This window comes from Enterobacter sp. BIGb0383 (assembly GCF_003751845.1).
Classification (GTDB): domain Bacteria; phylum Pseudomonadota; class Gammaproteobacteria; order Enterobacterales; family Enterobacteriaceae; genus BIGb0383.
On sequence record NZ_RJKQ01000008.1, the window covers coordinates 37,999 to 57,819 of the forward strand.

Annotated in this window: 19 protein-coding genes; 15 read left to right on the forward strand and 4 right to left on the reverse strand. The window is 57.1% G+C overall.

Going from position 1 to position 19,821, the window contains the following annotated elements; all coding sequences use genetic code 11:
* Positions 1–155: 155 nt before the first annotated feature.
* Complete coding sequence (gene cyaA / locus EDF81_RS23040) at positions 156–2,702, forward strand: class I adenylate cyclase (RefSeq protein ID WP_123350499.1); 2,547 nt, start codon at positions 156–158, stop codon at positions 2,700–2,702.
* 35 nt (positions 2,703–2,737) lie between these two features.
* Here the strand turns inward: cyaA and cyaY are convergent, their stop codons facing one another.
* Positions 2,738–3,058, reverse strand: a complete 321-nt coding sequence (cyaY, locus tag EDF81_RS23045; protein WP_123350500.1) for an iron donor protein CyaY — start codon at positions 3,056–3,058, stop codon at positions 2,738–2,740.
* Between the two features lie 137 nt (positions 3,059–3,195).
* Between cyaY and EDF81_RS23050 the strand changes: the two genes are divergently transcribed.
* The 8 genes from EDF81_RS23050 to corA all read left to right on the forward strand — a co-directional run bounded on the left by EDF81_RS23050 (position 3,196) and on the right by corA (position 10,111).
* Positions 3,196–3,399: an LPS translocon maturation chaperone LptM gene (locus tag EDF81_RS23050; protein ID WP_123350501.1), complete on the forward strand. Its 204-nt coding sequence runs from the start codon at positions 3,196–3,198 to the stop codon at positions 3,397–3,399.
* A 37-nt stretch (positions 3,400–3,436) separates the two neighbouring features.
* Positions 3,437–4,261 carry a diaminopimelate epimerase gene (gene dapF / locus EDF81_RS23055; RefSeq protein ID WP_123350502.1) on the forward strand — a complete coding sequence of 275 codons (825 nt, stop codon included), beginning with the start codon at positions 3,437–3,439 and terminating at the stop codon, positions 4,259–4,261.
* Positions 4,258–4,965 carry a DUF484 domain-containing protein gene (locus EDF81_RS23060; protein ID WP_123350503.1) on the forward strand — a complete coding sequence of 236 codons (708 nt, stop codon included), beginning with the start codon at positions 4,258–4,260 and terminating at the stop codon, positions 4,963–4,965. The genes dapF and EDF81_RS23060 overlap by 4 nt, the downstream gene beginning before the upstream one ends.
* Positions 4,962–5,861 carry a tyrosine recombinase XerC gene (gene xerC / locus EDF81_RS23065; protein WP_123350504.1) on the forward strand — a complete coding sequence of 300 codons (900 nt, stop codon included), beginning with the start codon at positions 4,962–4,964 and terminating at the stop codon, positions 5,859–5,861. Before EDF81_RS23060 ends, xerC begins: the two co-directional genes overlap by 4 nt.
* Positions 5,861–6,577 carry a 5-amino-6-(5-phospho-D-ribitylamino)uracil phosphatase YigB gene (gene yigB, locus EDF81_RS23070; RefSeq protein ID WP_123350505.1) on the forward strand — a complete coding sequence of 239 codons (717 nt, stop codon included), beginning with the start codon at positions 5,861–5,863 and terminating at the stop codon, positions 6,575–6,577. Before xerC ends, yigB begins: the two co-directional genes overlap by 1 nt.
* A 62-nt stretch (positions 6,578–6,639) precedes the next feature.
* On the forward strand, positions 6,640–8,802 hold the full coding sequence (uvrD, locus tag EDF81_RS23075; protein ID WP_123350506.1) for a DNA helicase II: 2,163 nt from the start codon (positions 6,640–6,642) through the stop codon (positions 8,800–8,802).
* A gap of 97 nt (positions 8,803–8,899) precedes the next feature.
* A complete protein-coding gene (gene ysgD / locus EDF81_RS24395; RefSeq protein WP_404851511.1) occupies positions 8,900–9,007 on the forward strand; it encodes a YsgD/CorL family protein in 108 nt (35 codons plus the stop codon).
* A gap of 153 nt (positions 9,008–9,160) precedes the next feature.
* Positions 9,161–10,111: a magnesium/cobalt transporter CorA gene (corA, locus tag EDF81_RS23080; protein ID WP_123350507.1), complete on the forward strand. Its 951-nt coding sequence runs from the start codon at positions 9,161–9,163 to the stop codon at positions 10,109–10,111.
* A 41-nt stretch (positions 10,112–10,152) separates the two neighbouring features.
* On the opposite strand, the gene rarD is transcribed toward corA, so the two are convergent.
* Both rarD and yigI read right to left on the reverse strand, forming a co-directional pair.
* On the reverse strand, positions 10,153–11,049 hold the full coding sequence (gene rarD / locus EDF81_RS23085) for an EamA family transporter RarD (RefSeq protein WP_123350508.1): 897 nt from the start codon (positions 11,047–11,049) through the stop codon (positions 10,153–10,155).
* Between the two features lie 51 nt (positions 11,050–11,100).
* A complete protein-coding gene (gene yigI / locus EDF81_RS23090) occupies positions 11,101–11,574 on the reverse strand; it encodes an acyl-CoA thioesterase YigI (protein ID WP_123350509.1) in 474 nt (157 codons plus the stop codon).
* Between the two features lie 154 nt (positions 11,575–11,728).
* Here yigI and pldA point away from each other — a divergent pair, with 154 nt between their 5' ends.
* The 3 genes from pldA (at position 11,729) to rhtC (ending at position 15,270) form a co-directional block, all read left to right on the forward strand.
* Positions 11,729–12,598: a phospholipase A gene (pldA, locus tag EDF81_RS23095; RefSeq protein ID WP_123350510.1), complete on the forward strand. Its 870-nt coding sequence runs from the start codon at positions 11,729–11,731 to the stop codon at positions 12,596–12,598.
* A gap of 160 nt (positions 12,599–12,758) precedes the next feature.
* Entirely contained in the window at positions 12,759–14,588 is a 1,830-nt protein-coding gene (gene recQ, locus EDF81_RS23100) for an ATP-dependent DNA helicase RecQ (RefSeq protein ID WP_123350511.1), read from the forward strand.
* A gap of 61 nt (positions 14,589–14,649) precedes the next feature.
* Positions 14,650–15,270, forward strand: a complete 621-nt coding sequence (rhtC, locus tag EDF81_RS23105) for a threonine export protein RhtC (RefSeq protein WP_123350512.1) — start codon at positions 14,650–14,652, stop codon at positions 15,268–15,270.
* A gap of 51 nt (positions 15,271–15,321) precedes the next feature.
* On the opposite strand, the gene rhtB is transcribed toward rhtC, so the two are convergent.
* The gene (rhtB, locus tag EDF81_RS23110) at positions 15,322–15,942 is read right to left on the reverse strand and encodes a homoserine/homoserine lactone efflux protein (RefSeq protein WP_123350513.1); all 621 of its coding nucleotides are present in this window, start codon (positions 15,940–15,942) and stop codon (positions 15,322–15,324) included.
* 109 nt (positions 15,943–16,051) lie between these two features.
* On the opposite strand from rhtB, the gene pldB reads away from it, so the two are divergent.
* The 3 genes from pldB (at position 16,052) to EDF81_RS23125 (ending at position 19,815) form a co-directional block, all read left to right on the forward strand.
* Positions 16,052–17,044 carry a lysophospholipase L2 gene (gene pldB, locus EDF81_RS23115; protein WP_123350514.1) on the forward strand — a complete coding sequence of 331 codons (993 nt, stop codon included), beginning with the start codon at positions 16,052–16,054 and terminating at the stop codon, positions 17,042–17,044.
* 40 nt (positions 17,045–17,084) lie between these two features.
* Entirely contained in the window at positions 17,085–17,894 is an 810-nt protein-coding gene (gene yigL / locus EDF81_RS23120; protein ID WP_123350515.1) for a sugar/pyridoxal phosphate phosphatase YigL, read from the forward strand.
* Between the two features lie 253 nt (positions 17,895–18,147).
* The gene (locus EDF81_RS23125; protein ID WP_123350516.1) at positions 18,148–19,815 is read left to right on the forward strand and encodes a ShlB/FhaC/HecB family hemolysin secretion/activation protein; all 1,668 of its coding nucleotides are present in this window, start codon (positions 18,148–18,150) and stop codon (positions 19,813–19,815) included.
* Positions 19,816–19,821: the final 6 nt, after the last annotated feature.

The window sequence follows — 19,821 nt, forward strand, 5'->3', positions numbered from 1 at the left end:
CAGGTGTTAGATTGATCACGTTTTAAGCCATTTTTCCGTCTGTACCATCATAATCATAAGGACGGGAAGGTTTTCGGAATACTGAAAGCACACTCGCTTTTGGTCGCGGGCAGAAGCGGCCGGTGGTCGAGTGTATAAACATCAGGCGATATGTCTTGTACCTCTATATTGAGACTCTGAAACAGAGACTGGATGCCATTAATCAACTGCGTGTCGATCGCGCACTTGCTGCTATGGGTCCTGCTTTCCAGCAGGTTTACAGTTTACTGCCGACATTGCTGCACTATCATCATCCGCTGATGCCGGGTTACCTTGATGGTAACGTTCCCTGTGGCATCTGCCTGTACACGCCTGATGAAACCCAACGCCACTACCTCGACGAACTTGAGCTGAGCCAGGGCATACCGCCGCAGGAATCGCCCAAGGGCGAACTGCCGATCACCGGTATCTACTCTATGGGCAGCACCTCGTCCGTTGGGCAGAGCTGTACCTCCGATCTGGATATCTGGGTTTGCCACCAGTCCTGGCTGGATAACGAAGAGCGTCAGCGGCTACAGCGTAAGTGCAGCCTGCTGGAGAGCTGGGCTGCTTCCCTCGGCGTTGAAGTCAGCTTCTTCCTGATCGATGAAAACCGCTTCCGCCACAATGAGAGCGGCAGCCTCGGCGGGGAAGACTGCGGTTCGACGCAGCATATCCTGTTACTCGATGAATTCTACCGTACCGCAGTGCGCCTGGCCGGTAAGCGTATTCTGTGGAATATGGTGCCCTGTGACGAAGAAGAGCATTACGACGATTACGTGATGACCCTGTATGCACAGGGCGTCCTGACGCCGAATGAATGGCTCGACCTTGGCGGATTGAGCTCGCTCTCCGCGGAAGAGTATTTCGGTGCCAGCCTGTGGCAGCTGTATAAAAGCATCGACTCCCCTTATAAAGCGGTGCTGAAAACCCTGCTGCTGGAAGCGTATTCCTGGGAATATCCCAACACGCGCCTGCTGGCGAAAGACATTAAACAGCGCCTGCACGACGGCGAGATCGTCTCTTTCGGTCTGGACGCCTACTGCATGATGCTGGAACGTGTGACGGCCTATCTCACCGCGATTGAAGACACCACCCGTCTGGATCTGGTGCGCCGCTGCTTCTACTTAAAAGTCTGCGAGAAGCTGAGCCGTGAACGCGCCTGCGTGGGCTGGCGTCGTGAAGTGCTGAGCCAGCTGGTGAAAGAGTGGGAGTGGGACGAGGCGCGACTGGCGATGCTCGACAACCGCGCCCACTGGAAAATTGACCAGGTGCGTGAAGCGCATAACGAACTGCTCGATGCCATGATGCAGAGCTACCGTAACCTGATTCGTTTTGCCCGTCGCAATAACCTGAGCGTCTCCGCCAGTCCGCAGGATATTGGCGTGCTGACCCGTAAGCTGTATGCCGCCTTTGAAGCGCTGCCGGGGAAAGTGACGCTGGTGAACCCGCAGATTTCACCGGATCTCTCAGAGCCGAATCTGACCTTTATTCACGTGCCGCCAGGCCGCGCTAACCGTTCCGGCTGGTATGTCTATAATCGCGCGCCGAATATGGACTCCATCGTCAGTCATCAGCCGCTGGAATATAACCGCTATCTGAACAAGCTGGTGGCCTGGGCCTGGTTTAACGGCCTGCTGACGTCGCGTACCCATCTGTTTATCAAGGGCAACGACACGGTTGACCTGGCGAAGCTGCAGGAGATGGTGGCCGACGTATCGCACCACTTCCCGCTGCGTCTGCCTGCACCGACGCCGAAAGCGCTCTACAGCCCGTGTGAAATTCGCCATCTGGCGATTATCGTCAACCTGGAGTATGACCCGACGTCCGCCTTCCGTAATCAGGTGGTGCATTTCGACTTCCGCAAGCTGGACGTACTCAGCTTTGGCGAAGCGCAAAACTGCCTCGTCGGCAGCGTGGATCTGCTGTACCGCAACTCGTGGAATGAAGTGCGAACTCTGCACTTTAACGGCGAGCAGGCGATGATCGAAGCGCTGAAAACCATTCTCGGCAAGATGCACCAGGATGCCGCGCCGCCGGATAGCGTAGAAGTGTTCTGCTATAGCCAGCATCTGCGTGGCCTTATTCGTACCCGCGTTCAGCAGCTGGTGTCGGAATGTATTGAACTGCGTCTTTCCAGTACGCGTCAGGAAACCGGGCGCTTTAAGGCGCTGCGTGTGGCGGGACAAACCTGGGGTTTGTTCTTCGAACGCCTGAACGTGTCGGTACAGAAGCTGGAAAACGCCATTGAGTTCTACGGCGCTATCTCCCATAACAAACTGCACGGCCTGTCGGTGCAGGTTGAAACCAATCAGGTGCAGCTTCCGCCGGTGGTGGATGGCTTTGCCAGCGAAGGGATTATTCAGTTCTTCTTCGAAGAGAGCGGTAACGACAGCGGCTTTAACATCTATATTCTGGATGAAAGCAACCGTGCGGAAGTGTATCACCACTGCGAAGGCAGTCGGGAAGAGCTGGTACGCGACGTCAGCCGTTTCTACTCTTCGTCACACGACCGTTTCACCTACGGCTCCAGCTTTATCAACTTCAACCTGCCGCAGTTCTACCAGATTGTGAAGGTCGAAGGCCGCACCCAGGTGATCCCCTTTCGTTCACCGGTGATTGGCTCCGCCGTTCCGCTCAGTGCGGAAAGCCCGGCGCCGCTGATGCAGCAGTATCTTTCTTAATTGTTCAGGGCTGGCAAGCCAGCCCCGATCGTCCTTCAGCGGAAGCTGACGCTCTCTCCCGCCTGCTGGCTTGCCGCCTGCTCAAGCAGTTCCCAGAAGGGCGTGCCGCTGCGGTCGCAGATCCATTCGTCACCCTGCAGATTGAAATGGTAGCCGCCCTGTTTGGCTGCCAGCCACACCTGATGCAGCGGCTCCTGACGGTTAATAATGATTTTGCTGCCGTTTTCGAAGCTGATGGTCAGCACGCCGCCGTTGATCTCACAGTCGATATCGCTGTCACCGTCCCAGTCATCGAGACGTTCTTCAATGGTCATCCACAGACTGTCGGCGAGGCGATGAAATTCACTGTCGTTCATTTTGCGTTCCTGTTTTTCGTGATGGCCGCAGTATAACGCGAAACAAATCCCAATGCAGGAACACGGTAAACGCTTGCTTTTGCGTCTTCTCCTGCGATGATAGAAAGCAGAAAGCACGAACTACAGGCAAATCTCTGATGAAAAATATTACCCGTTCTCTGGCCATGCTGGTGGCGCTATTAAGTCTGGCCGGCTGTGGTCTGAAAGGGCCGCTTTATTTCCCTCCTGCGGATACGAAGGCGCCTGCGCCAACCCGACCTGCCGAGAACAACACTCAGCCTTCCATGCCGGATAACAACAATCGTGGCGACAGCGGTGGCCCGACTCAGGTGAATAACTGATATCCGATTGTGTGTACCCGCGTGAATGGAGTGAAGAATGCAGTTCTCTAAAATGCATGGCCTTGGCAACGATTTTATGGTCGTCGACGCGGTAACGCAGAATGTCTTTTTTTCCCCGGAGCTGATTCGTCGACTGGCGGATCGCCATCTGGGCGTCGGGTTCGATCAGCTGCTGGTGGTTGAACCGCCTTACGATCCCGATCTGGATTTCCACTACCGTATTTTTAACGCCGACGGTAGCGAAGTGTCGCAGTGCGGCAATGGCGCCCGCTGTTTTGCCCGTTTTGTCCGTCTGAAAGGGCTGACTAACAAGCGTGATATCCGGGTCAGCACCGCCAATGGCCGCATGGTTCTGACCATCACCGACGACGAGCTGGTACGCGTGAATATGGGCGAGCCCAATTTTGAGCCGTCCGACGTGCCGTTCCGCGCTAACAAAGCGGAAAAGACCTATATTATGCGTGCGGCAGAGCAGACAGTATTGTGCGGGGTGGTATCGATGGGTAACCCACACTGCGTCATTCAGGTTAATGATGTGGAAACGGCCGATGTTGAAACCTTAGGTCCGGTACTGGAAAGTCATGAGCGTTTCCCGGAGCGGGCCAATATCGGTTTTATGCAGGTCGTGAGTCGGCAGCATATTCGTCTGCGCGTCTTTGAACGCGGTGCCGGGGAAACCCAGGCCTGCGGTAGCGGCGCGTGTGCGGCGGTTGCCGTCGGAATTCTGCAGGATTTACTGGCGGAAGAGGTGCGGGTAGACCTGCCCGGTGGGCGTCTCGATATCGCCTGGAAAGGCCCGGGTCATCCTCTGTTTATGACCGGCCCGGCAGCACATGTCTATGACGGGTTTATTCATCTATGAAGCAAGTCGAGGAAGAACAGCAGGAAACCCCCGCCGAACTCAATGACAGCACGGTGGTGGATTATCTGTTGCAGCATCCCGAGTTTTTTATCCGCAATGCGCGGGCGGTAGAACAGATGCGGGTGCCGCATCCGGTGCGCGGTACCGTCTCTCTGGTTGAGTGGCAGATGGCGCGATCGCGCCACCGTATCAACGCCCTCGAAGAGAACATGACCCTGCTGATGGAGCAGGCGACGGCCAACGAAGGGCTGTTTTATCGCCTGCTGCGCCTGCAAAATCGCCTGGCCTCTGCGCAGAGCCTGGAAGAGATGCTGAATCGCTTTCACCGCTGGGCGCGTGAGCTGGGGCTGGCCGGGGCGACGCTTCGCCTGTTCCCGGATCGCTGGCGTCTTGGTGCGCCCTCCGGATTTACCCGACTGGCGCTGAGCCGTCAGGCTTTTGAGCCGCTGCGTATTCAGCGTCTTGGGCAGCAGAACCACTACCTTGGTCAGCTAAACGGGCCGGAATTGCTGGTGGTCCTGCCCGAGGCGAAAGCCGTCGGCTCCGTGGCGATGTCGCTGATGGGCCAGGATGGCGATCTGGGGGTGATCCTGTTCAGCAGCCGCGATGCGCATCACTACCAGTCGGGTCAGGGCACCCAGCTGCTACAGGAGATCGCGCTGATGCTACCCGACCTGCTGGAGCGCTGGATTGAGCGCGTATGAGCAGCGAGCTGCACGATCCGGTTACCCGATTCCTCCGCTATCTGGGCGTTGAGCGCCAGCTCAGCCCGATCACCCTGCTGAACTATCAGCGTCAGCTTGATGCCATCATTGCCTTAGCCGGGGAAACCGGCGTCAAAAGCTGGCAACAATGTGACGCTGCCGCGGTGCGTACCTTTGCCGTACGCAGCCGCCGTAAAGGTCTGGGCGCCGCCAGCCTGGCTCTTCGCATCTCCGCGCTGCGCAGTTTTTTCGACTGGCTGGTCAGTCAGGGCGAGCTACAGGCTAATCCGGCCAAAGGCGTGGTGACGCCGAAAGCGCCCCGCCATTTACCGAAAAATATCGACGTCGATGATGTGAGCCGCCTGCTGGATATCGATCTTAACGATCCCCTGGCGGTACGCGATCGGGCGATGCTGGAGGTGATGTACGGCGCGGGCCTGCGTCTTTCCGAACTGGTCAACCTCGATATTCGCCATCTCGATCTCGACAGCGGCGAAGTCTGGGTCATGGGGAAAGGCAGCAAAGAGCGACGTCTGCCGATCGGCCGCAATGCCGTGGCATGGATTGAGCACTGGCTTGATCTGCGCGGTCTGTTCGGAACCGATGACGACGCGCTGTTTTTATCAAAGCTGGGCAAGCGTATTTCTGCCCGCAACGTACAGAAACGCTTTGCGGAGTGGGGGATTAAGCAGGGGCTGAACAGCCACGTTCATCCCCATAAGCTGCGCCACTCCTTCGCTACCCATATGCTGGAGTCGAGCGGCGATCTGCGCGGCGTACAGGAGCTGCTGGGCCACGCCAATCTCTCCACCACCCAGATTTATACCCATCTCGACTTTCAACACCTTGCTTCGGTTTACGATGCGGCGCATCCACGCGCCAAACGGGGGAAATAATGCTTTTTTACCGCCCGCTGGGTCATATCTCAGCACTGACGTTTGACCTGGATGACACCCTTTATGATAACCGCCCGGTGATCCTGCGTACCGAGCAGGAGTCGCTGGCGTTTGTGCAGAATTACCATCCGGCCCTGAAGGGGCTGCAGAACGCGGACTTCCAGCGGATGCGTCAGGCGCTGCGCGATAGTGACCCGGAAATTTACCATGACGTCACCGAATGGCGGCGGCGTGCGGTGGAGCGCACCATGCTGGATGCGGGATTGAGCGGCCATGAAGCGAAGGCCGGTGCCGATGCGGCAATGGAAAACTTCGCGTCCTGGCGCAGTCGCATTGATGTACCGGAGCAGACCCATGAAACCCTGCGCCAGCTGGCTAAAAAATGGCCCCTGGTGGCGATCACCAACGGCAATGCCCGGCCGGAGCTGTGCGGCCTCGACGGCTATTTTGACTTTGTGCTGCGGGCCGGGCCGGATGGCCGCTCCAAGCCGTTTGAGGATATGTATCATCTGGCGGCCAGGCGACTGAACCTGCCGCTAAATGAGATTCTTCATGTCGGGGACGATCTGACCACCGACGTGGCCGGGGCGATTCGCTGCGGGATGCAGGCCTGCTGGATCAAACCGGAAAATACCGACCTGATGCTGGCCCTTGATGGCCGCCTGCTTCCGCACGTGGAAATTTCACGGTTGGCATCCCTCTCCGCGCTGATATAATCACCGCAGTTCTGTATATATTAACAGGGGTCTTAGCGCCCCTTTTTTAGCCGACGGTGCCCATGGACGTTTCTTATCTGCTAGACAGCCTCAATGACAAACAGCGCGACGCCGTGGCGGCGACGCGCAGCAATATGCTGGTTCTGGCAGGGGCAGGCAGCGGCAAGACGCGCGTGCTGGTGCACCGTATCGCCTGGCTGATCAGCGTGGAAAACTGCTCTCCGTATTCCATTATGGCGGTGACCTTCACCAACAAAGCCGCCGCCGAGATGCGCCACCGTATCGGCGATCTGATGGGCACCACCCAGGGCGGAATGTGGGTCGGCACCTTCCACGGGCTGGCGCACCGTCTGCTGCGTGCGCACCATCTTGATGCCCGGCTGCCGCAGGATTTTCAAATTCTCGACAGCGAAGACCAGCTGCGTCTGCTGAAACGTCTGATCAAAGCCATGAACCTCGACGAGAAGCAGTTCCCTGCGCGTCAGGGGATGTGGTACATCAACGGCCAGAAGGACGAGGGGCTGCGTCCGCACCATATTGAAACCTACGGTAATCCCATCGAGCAGACCTGGCAGAAGGTGTATCAGGCCTATCAGGAAGCCTGCGACCGCGCAGGGCTGGTGGATTTCGCCGAGCTGCTGCTGCGTGCCCATGAGCTGTGGCTGAACAAGCCGCATATTCTCCAGCACTATCGCGAGCGCTTTACCAATATCCTGGTAGACGAATTCCAGGATACCAACAATATTCAGTACGCCTGGATCCGCCTGCTGGCGGGCGAAACCGGCAAAGTGATGATCGTCGGCGATGATGACCAGTCGATCTACGGCTGGCGCGGGGCGCAGGTGGAAAACATCCAGCGCTTCCTTAACGACTTCCCCGGCGCGGAGACCATTCGCCTTGAGCAGAACTATCGCTCAACCAGCAATATCCTCAATGCGGCCAACGCCCTGATTGAGAACAACGACGGTCGACTGGGCAAAAAACTGTGGACCGACGGCAGCGAAGGCGAACCGATCTCCCTCTACTGCGCCTTTAACGAACTCGATGAAGCGCGCTTTGTCGTTAACCGGATCAAGACCTGGCAGGAGAACGGCGGGCAGTTGACCCAGTGCGCCATTCTCTACCGCAGCAACGCCCAGTCACGCGTGCTGGAAGAGGCGCTGCTGCAGGGCAGCATGCCGTACCGAATTTACGGCGGGATGCGCTTCTTCGAACGTCAGGAAATTAAAGACGCGCTTTCATATCTGCGTCTGATCGCGAATCGCAATGACGATGCGGCGTTCGAGCGCGTGGTCAATACGCCGACCCGCGGCATTGGCGATCGTACTCTCGACGTGGTGCGCCAGGCCTCACGCGACCGCCAGCTGACGCTGTGGCAGGCGACCCGTGAACTGTTGCAGGAAAAAGCGCTGGCCGGACGTGCCGCCAGTGCGATGCAACGTTTCCTCGAGCTGATTGATGCGATGGCGCAGGAAACCGCTGATATGCCGCTGCATGTGCAGACTGACCGGGTCATCAACGACTCCGGGCTGCGCACCATGTACGAGCAGGAAAAAGGCGAAAAGGGTCAGGCCCGCGTCGAGAACTTAGAGGAACTGGTGACGGCAACGCGCCAGTTCAGCTATCAGGACGAAGATGAAGATCTGATGCCGCTGCAGGCGTTTCTATCCCATGCGGCCCTGGAAGCAGGTGAAGGCCAGGCGGACAGCTGGCAGGACGCGGTGCAGCTGATGACGCTGCACTCGGCGAAAGGGCTGGAGTTCCCGCAGGTGTTTATCGTCGGTATGGAAGAGGGGATGTTCCCGAGCCAGATGTCGCTGGATGAAGGTGGCCGTCTTGAAGAGGAGCGTCGTCTGGCCTACGTGGGCGTAACCCGTGCGATGCAGAAGCTGACCCTGACCTACGCCGAAACCCGCCGTCTTTACGGCAAAGAGGTTTACCATCGGCCCTCACGCTTTATCGGCGAGCTGCCGGAAGCCTGTGTGGAAGAGGTGCGCCTGCGCGCCACGGTCAGTCGCCCGGTGAACCATCAGCGGATGGGCACGCCGCTGGCGGAAAACGACACCGGCTACAAGCTGGGCCAGCGCGTGCGTCATGCGAAATTTGGCGAAGGGACCATCGTCAATCTGGAAGGCAGCGGTGAACACAGTCGGCTGCAGGTGGCGTTTCAGGGGCAGGGGATCAAGTGGCTTGTGGCCGCCTATGCCCGTCTGGAAACAGTCTAACTTTCAGAAAAATATCATTATTTTGTAATATTCTGCTAGCCTTATAGGCCAGAGGTTAATTATTGCCCTTTCGCGTTTCGTTGCGTGTTGACGCCTTATGGCTGCTGGCGTAACATGCGCGCACGATTACGCTAAGAGGACATTCGCCTTGGACACACCCAGTAGATGCTGGCTCAATTCCCTGTCAATCAGGAACAACTCCTAAGGCTATCTCCTCCTGCTGATGGCCTTAGTGGTTGTCAGCGATATGCGTTATTCCCGTCGCTCTGAGTCAGGCTGTTTAATGGTCTGAAACCCAAATTGTTTCTGTGTGCCCACCGAACTGTCCGATAATTTTTTTGCATTGGGAGTCCCGGTCATGCTGAGCGCATTCCAACTGGAAAATAACAAACTTTCTCGCCTGGAAGCGGATGAGCCACAGCCTCTAATTGACGCTGTGTGGGTTGATCTAGTCGAACCGGACGACGACGAGCGACAACGCGTACAAACCGAGCTGGGGCAGAACCTGGCGACCCGCCCGGAGCTGGAAGATATCGAGGCCTCGGCGCGCTTCTTTGAAGACGAAGACGGTCTGCATATCCACTCCTTTTTCTTCTTCGAAGATGCTGAAGATCACGCCGGTAACTCCACCGTGGCATTTACGATCCGCGACGGTCGCCTGTTTACCCTGCGCGAGCGCGAGCTGCCTGCGTTTCGTCTCTACCGCATGCGCGCCCGCAGTCAGGCCATGATGGACGGCAACGCCTACGAGCTGCTGCTGGATCTGTTTGAAACTAAAATCGAACAGCTGGCGGATGAGATCGAAAACATCTACAGCGATCTGGAAAAGCTAAGCCGGGTGATTATGGAAGGGCGACAGGGCGATGAATACGACGCCGCGCTCTCTACCCTGGCGGAACAGGAAGATATCGGCTGGAAGGTACGTCTGTGTCTGATGGATACCCAGCGGGCGCTGAACTTCCTGGTGCGTAAGGCGCGTCTGCCGGGCGGTCAGCTGGAGCAGGCGCGTGAAATCCTGCGCGATATCGAATCCCTGCTGCCACACAACGAATCCCTGTTCCAGAAGGTTAACTTCCTGATGCAGGCGGCGATGGGCTTTATCAACATTGAGCAGAACCGCATTATCAAGATCTTCTCGGTGGTCTCGGTGGTCTTTCTGCCGCCAACGCTGGTGGCATCAAGCTACGGGATGAACTTCGAATTTATGCCGGAACTGAACTGGAGCTTTGGCTACCCGGGCGCAATCATCTTTATGATGCTTGCCGGCCTGGCGCCGTATCTCTACTTCAAACGTCGTAACTGGTTGTAATCTTTTCTTTTTCCCCTCTCCTTCGGAGAGGGGAAGATATCCTACAGTCCCTTTCTTACCCTGCGCTGGGTATAAATCGCATCGATGATAAACAGCGCCAGCGCCGCCCAGATAAAGGCAAAAGTCACCATCTTATCCGTTCCTGGCACCTCGCCGTAAAACAGCACCGCCAGTAAAAACATCAGGGTCGGACCGATATACTGGAAGAAGCCCAGAGTTGAAAGACGCAGTCGCGTCGCCGCGCCGGTAAAGCACAGCAGCGGGATTGTGGTGACCACGCCAGCGGCGATCAGCAGCAGGTTTAGCGACCAGGGATTGCTGCTCAGATGGCTGGTCGGGCTGTCGGTAATGCCAAACAGCCAGATCGCGGCGACAGGCAGCAGCCACAGGGTTTCGACCAGCATGCCGGTCTGGGCATCAACGGCAATTTTCTTACGCAACAGGCCATAAAACGCAAAGCTAAAGGCCAGGCCGAGGGCAATCACCGGCAGGGAGCCAAAGGTCCATAGCTGGACCAGGACGCCGGTTGCTGCCAGCATCACTGCCAGCCACTGCATCCGGCGAAAGCGCTCGCCGAGGAACAGCATCCCCAGTAGCACATTGACCAGCGGGTTAATAAAGTACCCGAGGCTGGCCTCCAGCATATGATTATGATTGACCGACCAGATAAACAGCAGCCAGTTACCGCCAATCAGCACCGCCGACAGCGCCAGCAGGGCGATTTTTTTTGGCATCCGCAGCAGTTTTTTCATCTGCGGCCACTGACGGCTGACTGAAATCAGCGCCACCATAAAGAAAAATGACCAGATCACCCGGTGGGTCAGAATTTCATCGGCGGGGACGAACCCAATAAGCTTGAAATAGGCCGGGGCGATGCCCCAAATAAAATAGGCGGCGAGGGCGAGGATGACCCCTTGCCGCGTCTGTTTTGCATCCATCGGGAGAACTCATTGCAGAAATGTAAACGTATTTTACCCGATTTTGTGTACTCAACCCACCATATAAGTGGCGGTCGCGCTGGCGATATGGATTTGTTCCTCGTTGTGTAACTCAACCCGCGCCACCGCGACTTTGTTACCGGCACGCAGCAGGCTGCTGCTGGCAGTAAAGCGGTTGCCGCGTCCCGGACGCAAATAGTCGACCCGCAAATCGATGGTGCCCATTCTGGATAAGCGCTGACGCAGTTCCTCCTCGCTAATGGTGTCGTGGCGGGTGAGGGTACTGCCCACGCAGACCAGACCGGCGGCGACGTCCAGAGCGGAGGCGATCACGCCGCCGTGCAGAATACTTTGCGCCCAGTTGCCGACCATCATCGGCTGATTGTTAAAAGCCAGCTGGGCAAAGTCTTTCTCATAGCGCTCTAGCTCAAGACCCAGAGCGCGGTTGAACGGCATATGGTAGACGAAGATTTCGCCGACCAGTTTCAGCGCCTCTTCGGCGGTGAGCGGGGATGGGGTGGTCATACGCCCTCCTTGGGTTAATGAGATGTTGATTTTATGCTTCCATTTTGTTTCTTTCCACTTTAAGAACGGATAACCGGGCAGGATTTAAGGAAGTCTGTAAAATAGGGCAAAATTTCCCCCTTTTACACAGATCTGGTTCAGGAGAAGACAACCGATGCGGGCAATACTGGGTTGGTTACTGGCGGCTGCCGCGCTGCCGTTTACAGCATTTGCGCAGGAAGCGACAGTAAAAGAAGTCCATGACACACCGGCCGTTCGCGGCAGCATTATCGCCAATATGCTGCAGGAACATGACAATCCGTTCACCCTCTATCCTTACGAGTCGAACTACTTACTCTATACCTGGACCAGCGATCTCAATAAAGAAGCGATTAGCTCTTATAACTGGGCAGAGCATTCGCGTAAGGATGAAGTGAAATTCCAGCTGAGCCTCGCTTTCCCGCTGTGGCGCGGTATCCTCGGGGACAACTCCGTGCTCGGGGCTTCCTATACGCAGAAATCCTGGTGGCAGCTCTCCAATAAAGGTGAATCTTCCCCGTTCCGTGAAACCAACTATGAGCCACAGCTGTTCCTCGGTTTCGCGACCGATTACCGCCTGGCGGGCTGGACTCTGCGTGACGTTGAACTCGGGTATAACCACGACTCAAACGGCCGCTCCGACCCGACATCCCGCAGCTGGAACCGCCTCTATACCCGCCTGATGGCGCAGAACGGTAACTGGCTGGTGGAGGTGAAACCCTGGTATGTTATCGGCGACACCGACGATAACCCGAATATCACCAAATATATGGGTTACTACCAGCTGAAGCTCGGCTACCAGCTGGGTGACGCGATACTGAGCGCGAAAGGGCAGTACAACTGGAATACCGGCTACGGCGGTGCGGAAATTGGCGTGAGCTATCCGGTCACTCGCCACGTGCGCTTCTATACCCAGGTGTATAGCGGCTATGGTGAATCGCTGATTGATTACAACTTTAACCAGACGCGCGTTGGCGTTGGCGTGATGCTTAACGATCTGTTCTAACCTTTATTCTGCCGGACGGCTCGCAAAGCCGTGTCGGTCGATTGTCCAGCGGGCGTTTTGATTGCGTCGCGGCACGAAGGATTTCATGTAAAGCATTGCAGTTTCTCTCGCAGGCGCTGAAAATAGCGCCTGTTTTTATTTTTTGACAGACGGGGTTGATGTGGCGCAGGCGGAAGTGTTGAATCAGGAATCGCTGGCCAGACAGGTTTTGCAAGAAACCTTCGGCTACCAGCAGTTCCGCCCGGGACAGGCCGAGATTATCGACACGGTGCTTACCGGGCGCGATTGCCTGGTGGTAATGCCGACCGGCGGCGGTAAATCCCTGTGCTACCAGGTCCCCGCCCTGGTTCTCGACGGCCTGACGGTGGTCGTTTCCCCGCTGATTTCCCTGATGAAAGATCAGGTTGATCAGCTGCTCGCCAACGGCGTAGCCGCCGCCTGTCTCAACTCGACCCAGACCCGTGAGCAGCAGCAGGAGATTATGGCCGGCTGTCGCAACGGCCAGGTTCGTCTGCTCTATATCGCGCCGGAACGCCTGATGCTGGATAACTTCCTTGAGCATCTTGGCAACTGGAACCCGGTACTGCTGGCGGTCGATGAAGCGCACTGTATTTCTCAGTGGGGGCACGATTTCCGCCCGGAATATGCTCTCTTAGGGCAGCTACGCCAGCGTTTCCCCGCTCTACCGTTTATGGCACTGACGGCGACGGCGGATGACACCACCCGTCGGGATATCGAACGCCTGCTGGGGCTGCGTGACCCGCTGATTCAGGTCAGCAGCTTTGACCGTCCCAATATTCGCTACATGCTGATGGAGAAATTTAAGCCTCTCGATCAGCTGATGCGCTACGTCCAGGAGCAGCGCGGCAAGTCGGGTATTATCTACTGCAACAGCCGCTCGAAGGTGGAAGACACCGCCGCCCGTCTGCAAAGCCGCGGTATCAGCGCGGGCGCCTATCATGCCGGACTGGATAACGCCGTGCGTGCCGACGTGCAGGAAAAATTCCAGCGCGATGACCTGCAAATCGTGGTGGCGACGGTCGCCTTCGGCATGGGCATCAACAAGCCCAACGTGCGCTTTGTGGTCCACTTCGACATTCCGCGTAATATCGAATCCTACTATCAGGAAACCGGCCGCGCCGGGCGCGACGGGCTACCGGCCGAAGCGATGCTGTTTTACGATCCGGCGGATATGGCCTGGCTGCGCCGCTGCCTGGAAGAGAAGCCTGCCGGACAATTACTGGATATCGAACGCCATAAGCTGAATGCGATGGGCGCTTTCGCCGAGGCGCAGACCTGCCGTCGTCTGGTATTGCTGAACTACTTTGGTGAAGGTCGCCAGGAGTCTTGCGGCAACTGCGATGTCTGCCTCGATCCCCCGCGTCAGTACGACGGCTTGCAGGACGCACAGAAAGCGCTCTCCGCGATCTACCGCGTCAATCAGCGCTTCGGTATGGGCTATGTGGTTGAAGTGCTGCGCGGGGCGAATAACCAGCGTATCCGCGAGATGGCCCACGACAAACTCCCGATCTACGGCATCGGGCGCGATCAGAGCCATGAGCACTGGGTCAGCGTGATCCGCCAGCTGATCCATATGGGCTTCGCCACCCAGGATATTGCCCGCCATTCGGCGCTGCAGCTGACCGAGGCCGCACGTCCCGTCCTGCGTGGCGAAGTGCCGCTGATGCTGGCCGTTCCTCGCGTGGTGGCGCTTAAGCCACGGGCAATGCAGAAATCCTTTGGCGGTAACTATGACCGCAAACTCTTTGCCAAGCTGCGCAAACTGCGTAAGGCCATTGCTGACGAAGAGAACATTCCGCCGTACGTCGTCTTTAACGATGCCACGCTGATCGAAATGGCTGAGCAGATGCCGCTTTCCGCCGGGGAGATGCTCAGCGTGAACGGCGTCGGCACCCGCAAGCTTGAGCGCTTCGGTAAGCCGTTTATGACGCTTATCCGCCAGCATGCGGACGGTGATGATGACGAGTAGCCAGCCGGGGTGAACGGTGGCAATATAGTTTTCCAATGAATTATTACTTCGCGAGTCAATTATGCTGATGCTATTTCTGACCGTGGCGATGGTGCATATCGTTGCGCTGATGAGCCCGGGACCGGACTTTTTCTTCGTCTCACAAACGGCCGTAAGCCGTTCGCGCAAAGAAGCGATGATGGGCGTGCTGGGGATCACCGCAGGCGTTATGGTCTGGGCGGCCGTGGCGTTGCTGGGTCTGAACCTGATCCTCGCCAAAATGGCGTGGCTGCATACCATCATTATGGTCGGCGGCGGCCTGTATCTGTGCTGGATGGGCTACCAGATGCTGCGCGGCGCGTTGAAGAAAGAAGAGAAAAGCACAGAAGCCCCGGCGGTGGAGCTGGCGGCGGGCGGGCGGAGCTTTATGAAGGGCCTGCTGACCAACCTCGCGAATCCAAAAGCCATTATCTACTTTGGCTCCGTGTTCTCACTGTTCGTCGGCGACAGCGTTGGCGCTGGCGCACGCTGGGGGATCTTTGCCCTGATCGTCGTGGAGACGCTGGCCTGGTTTACCGTGGTGGCGAGCCTGTTTGCCCTGCCGAAAATGCGCCGTGGCTATCAGCGTCTGGCGAAGTGGATTGACGGTTTTGCTGGTGCGCTCTTTGCCGGTTTCGGTATCCACCTGATTATTTCCCGCTAAAACCCTCTTATTGACTCGTCCTCTCCCATTGGGTGAGGACGAGTCAACGTCTCAGGCGTGACGCGCCGACGCCAACAGTGCGCCAATCAGCATAAACAGCGAACCAAACACCTTGTTCAGCGCCTTCATCTGACGCGGGCCTTTGATCCAGCCTGCGATACGCTGGGCCAGGGTCGCATAGCCAATCATCACCACGATATCGACCACGATGGTGGTTACGCCCAGCACCACGTACTGCATAATCTGGGGCTGGTGCGGCACGATAAACTGCGGGAACAGGGCGGCGAGAAAAACGATACTCTTGGGGTTGGTCAGGTTGACGAAGACCGCCCGCTTAAACAGACGCCCGCGAGACTGGGTTTTTGCCAGCGTATTCAGATCGATCGCGCCTGCGGCGCGCCACTGCTGAATGCCCAGCCAGATCAGATAGGCTGCACCGGCCCACTTCAGCACCTCGAAGGCCAGCACCGAGCGGGAAAACAGCGTGCCCAGACCGATACCCACCAGCACGATATGAATGCCCAGCCCGGTTTGCAGACCGGCGATGGACGCCGCCGCACCGCGATAGCCGTGGCTAATCGAGGTGGTCATGGTATTGATCGCGCCAGAGCCCGGTGAGACGCTGAGGATGATCGATGTCAGCAGGTAGGCGAACCACCATTCGAAGGTCATGTGAAACTCCCTGATTGCTCTTTTTTATGCCACAATACGCTATTGTTTGAGCGTTGTGTGACGGGACGCAAAAAAACGATTTTACACGGTTAGCAGGGGCGTAAACCCGATGTTTCAGCAGAAAACGGACTGGGAAACCAGAGAAAACGCGTTTGCCGCGTTCGCCACCGGGCCGCTGATGGATTTCTGGCGTCAGCGAGAAGAGGCGGAGTTTCACGGCGTGGACGACGTGCCGATACGCTTCGTCCGGTTTCGCGCAGAAAAGCACGATCGGGTGGTGGTGATTTGCCCCGGTCGTATTGAAAGCTATGTAAAATACGCCGAGCTGGCCTGGGATCTGTTCCACCTGGGCTTTGACGTGCTGATTATCGATCATCGTGGTCAGGGGCGATCCGGGCGGATGCTGGACGATACCCACCGTGGTCACGTAATGAACTTCAGCGATTACGTGGACGATCTGAACGCTTTCTGGCAGCAGGAGGTTCAGCCGGGCGGATGGCGGAAACGCTATATTCTGGCCCACTCTATGGGTGGCGCGATCGCCACGCTGTTTTTACAGCGTTACCCGCATCAGTGCGATGCTATCGCCCTCTGTGCGCCCATGTTCGGGATTGTTATACGCCTGCCTGACTGGATGGTCCGCCCGCTGCTCGACTGGGCGGAAGGCAACCCAAAAGTCCGGGATGGCTATGCTATCGGCACCGGGCGCTGGCGGGCGGTTCCTTTTGCCCTCAACCAACTGACCCATAGCCAGGCGCGCTATCGTCGCAATCTGCGTTTTTACGCTGACGATCCGCATCTACAGGTGGGCGGCCCGACCTGGCACTGGGTGCGGGAAGGGATGCTGGCGGGTGAGCAGGTGCTTGCCGGTGTCGCGGAGGACACAACCCCGACGCTGCTGATTCAGGCGGAGGCCGAGCGGGTCGTGGATAACCGCATGCACGGTCGCTTCTGCGAACTGCGCGCCGCGGCGGGAGCGCCCTGTGAGGGTGAACAACCGCTTGTCATAAACGGCGCTTACCATGAGATCCTTTTCGAAAAGGACGCTATGCGCTCAGTCGCGCTCCACGCCATCGTCGACTTTTTCGACAGGCATAACTAATCCGGCGTCATGCCGCTTGATCCAGAGGTTGAATTTTCTTATGTACCAGGTTGTTGCGTCTGATTTAGATGGCACGCTGCTGTCCCCCGACCATCGGTTATCCTCCTATGCCAAAGAAACGCTGAAGCTGCTGACCGCACGCGGGGTGAACTTTGTTTTTGCCACCGGCCGTCACCATGTCGATGTCGGGCAGATCCGCGATAACCTGGAGATAAAATCCTGGATGATCACCTCCAACGGTGCGCGGGTGCACGATACCGATGGTAACCTGGTCTTCACCCACAATCTGGACAGCGATATCGCCACCGACCTGTTCGGCGTGATGCATAACGACCCGGATATCATCACCAACGTTTACCGCGACGATGAGTGGTTTATGAACCGCCACCGTCCGGACGAAATGCGCTTCTTTAAAGAGGCGGTCTTTAACTATTCGCTGTATGAGCCAGCTCTGCTGGAGCCGACGGGCATCAGCAAAGTCTTTTTCACCTGTGAAAGCCATGAAAAACTGCTGCCGCTGGAGCAGGCGTTCAACGCCCGCTGGGGCGATCGCGTCAACGTTAGCTTCTCGACCCTCACCTGCCTGGAAGTGATGGCGGGCGGCGTATCGAAAGGACATGCGCTGGAAGCAGTGGCAAAAGCGATGGGGTACAGCCTTAAAGACTGTATCGCTTTTGGCGATGGTATGAACGACGCCGAAATGCTGTCGATGGCAGGTAAAGGCTGCATTATGGGCAATGCCCATCAGCGTCTGAAAGATCTCTATCCCGAGCTGGAAGTGATCGGCACCAACGGCGATAACGCCGTGCCGAATTATCTGCGCGAGCTGTATCTCGGTCAGGATAAATAGATCTTTTATTGAGCCTTGCCGCTTATCGGCAAGGCTCAATATATTATGCATTCGATCTTAATTAAGATTTTTATTTGAGTTAAGTTTGTTTATAGGTGCCGTAAATTTTATTTAGGTTTATAGATCGTATTGCAGTTCTGGTTAGTAATGACAATCAATTTCCTTTATCCCTCGCCTTTGTTGTATTTCAGTCTTATCCTATTTATTATTGATAAAAACAATTAACGTAATCCTCTGAAATGGAATGGACAGGATGTCTCTGCGTATAGCCTCTGTGGCCGTGCTGGCCTTTATTACCACCCCGCTTTTTGCTGTTGAACCCTTATTACCCGCGGACCGCGATGCGGTGCGTCAGCAGCAGGAACAATTACTGCTTCAGACTCAGCAACAGCGCGACGAGCTTGAGCGCAGTATTGTGCTTCCCCGCTCCGGGCCAGCAGCGCCGCAGGCCCAGCCTGCGGGACCCTGCTTTGAGATCCAGACTATTGTGCTGGATGGCGCGACCCTTATTTCCTCTCGCGAACAGCAAAAACTTATTTCGCCCTGGCTAAACCGCTGCCTGAACTTAGCGCAAATTACCGCGGTTACCGAATCGGTTTCCGACTGGTATATCAGCCGGGGCTATATTACCAGTCGTGCTTTTCTGACCGAACAGGACTTATCCCGGGGGGAGTTACGTCTTGCGGTGCTGGAAGGGAAATTGCGCGATATTCGCCTGGAAGGTGAATCTCCGCGCCTGCTGAAGATGGCCTTCCCGGGGCTGAAAGGCAACGTTCTGAACCTGCGGGATATCGAGCAGGGGATGGAGCAGATTAACCGCGTCCGCACGCAGCCGGTCCAGATTGAAATTCTGCCCGATGAGCAGCCCGGTTATTCCGTGGTGAATCTCACCGCCACCCCGGAATTCCCCCTCAGCGCCAGTGTGACCTTCGATAACAGCGGCCAGAAAAGTACCGGCGAGAATCAGCTCAGCGGCGTACTGAGCGGCAATAACCTGCTGGGCCTCGCGGATAAAACCTTTATCAGCGGCGGACGTAGCAGCGATTTCGCCACCCGCTACGATGCGCAGACCTTCCAGACGGGCCTGAGCGTGCCTTACGGCTACGGCCTGCTCGATTACAGCTACAGCTGGAGCAACTACCGCTCCACCGTGCCTCAGATGGGCTTTGACTGGATCTCCACCGGCGACAGTAAAACCCACCGCCTGAGCGGTACCTGGGTGGCGTACCGCAATGGCGATCTTAAAACCGCCTTCGCGGCGGGGATCACGCAGCGCAGCAGCCGCAACTGGCTGAATGATGTCAAGCTCGGCACCAGCTCGCGCAATCTCTCCAGCATGATGGTCGGCATCAACCATACCCAGAAACTCCTCGGCGGCGTGGCGACCTTTAACCCCGCATTCAGCCGGGGCATGCCGTGGTTTAACGCCGAAACCGACGCCGGTAAAACCGCCGAACAGCCCCGGGCGGAGTTCCGCAAATGGAGCCTGAGCGCCAGCTTCCAGCGTCCGTTAAGCACCGATGCGATGTGGCTGACCAGTCTGTACGGCCAGTGGTCGCCGGATCGCCTGCACGGCAGCGAACGGCTCTCGCTGGGCGGGGAAAGCTCGGTGCGCGGCTTTAAAGAGCAGTACATCTCCGGTGATATCGGGGGCTACTGGCGAAACGAAATCAACTACAACCTTTTCCAGCTGCCGGTCGTCGGACAGATTAGCGCAGTGGTCGCCCTCGACGGAGGCTGGCTGCGTAAAGACCCGTTCGATCAGTACTCCTCCGGCACTCTGTGGGGTGGCGCGGTGGGGCTGAGCAGTAACGGACGGTGGGCTGCCAGCCAGCTTACCGTCGGCACCCCTTTACAGTATCCCGACTGGCTCGGACCGGATCACGTCAGCGTCAACTGGCGCGTCAGCATGATGTTTTAAGAGATA

What these genes read in the sequence shown, in the direction of transcription:
- EDF81_RS23125 (WP_123350516.1), top strand. Translation starts at nt 18,148, where the DNA reads ATGTCTCTGCGTATAGCCTCTGTGGCCGTGCTGGCCTTTATTACCACC.
- EDF81_RS23050 (WP_123350501.1), top strand. Translation starts at nt 3,196, where the DNA reads ATGAAAAATATTACCCGTTCTCTGGCCATGCTGGTGGCGCTATTAAGT.
- ysgD (WP_404851511.1), top strand. Translation starts at nt 8,900, where the DNA reads ATGGCTGCTGGCGTAACATGCGCGCACGATTACGCTAAGAGGACATTC.
- corA (WP_123350507.1), top strand. Translation starts at nt 9,161, where the DNA reads ATGCTGAGCGCATTCCAACTGGAAAATAACAAACTTTCTCGCCTGGAA.
- uvrD (WP_123350506.1), top strand. Translation starts at nt 6,640, where the DNA reads ATGGACGTTTCTTATCTGCTAGACAGCCTCAATGACAAACAGCGCGAC.
- EDF81_RS23060 (WP_123350503.1), top strand. Translation starts at nt 4,258, where the DNA reads ATGAAGCAAGTCGAGGAAGAACAGCAGGAAACCCCCGCCGAACTCAAT.
- yigL (WP_123350515.1), top strand. Translation starts at nt 17,085, where the DNA reads ATGTACCAGGTTGTTGCGTCTGATTTAGATGGCACGCTGCTGTCCCCC.
- yigI (WP_123350509.1), bottom strand. Translation starts at nt 11,574, where the DNA reads ATGACCACCCCATCCCCGCTCACCGCCGAAGAGGCGCTGAAACTGGTC.
- xerC (WP_123350504.1), top strand. Translation starts at nt 4,962, where the DNA reads ATGAGCAGCGAGCTGCACGATCCGGTTACCCGATTCCTCCGCTATCTG.
- rhtC (WP_123350512.1), top strand. Translation starts at nt 14,650, where the DNA reads ATGCTGATGCTATTTCTGACCGTGGCGATGGTGCATATCGTTGCGCTG.
- yigB (WP_123350505.1), top strand. Translation starts at nt 5,861, where the DNA reads ATGCTTTTTTACCGCCCGCTGGGTCATATCTCAGCACTGACGTTTGAC.
- pldA (WP_123350510.1), top strand. Translation starts at nt 11,729, where the DNA reads ATGCGGGCAATACTGGGTTGGTTACTGGCGGCTGCCGCGCTGCCGTTT.
- pldB (WP_123350514.1), top strand. Translation starts at nt 16,052, where the DNA reads ATGTTTCAGCAGAAAACGGACTGGGAAACCAGAGAAAACGCGTTTGCC.
- dapF (WP_123350502.1), top strand. Translation starts at nt 3,437, where the DNA reads ATGCAGTTCTCTAAAATGCATGGCCTTGGCAACGATTTTATGGTCGTC.
- rarD (WP_123350508.1), bottom strand. Translation starts at nt 11,049, where the DNA reads ATGGATGCAAAACAGACGCGGCAAGGGGTCATCCTCGCCCTCGCCGCC.
- cyaY (WP_123350500.1), bottom strand. Translation starts at nt 3,058, where the DNA reads ATGAACGACAGTGAATTTCATCGCCTCGCCGACAGTCTGTGGATGACC.
- rhtB (WP_123350513.1), bottom strand. Translation starts at nt 15,942, where the DNA reads ATGACCTTCGAATGGTGGTTCGCCTACCTGCTGACATCGATCATCCTC.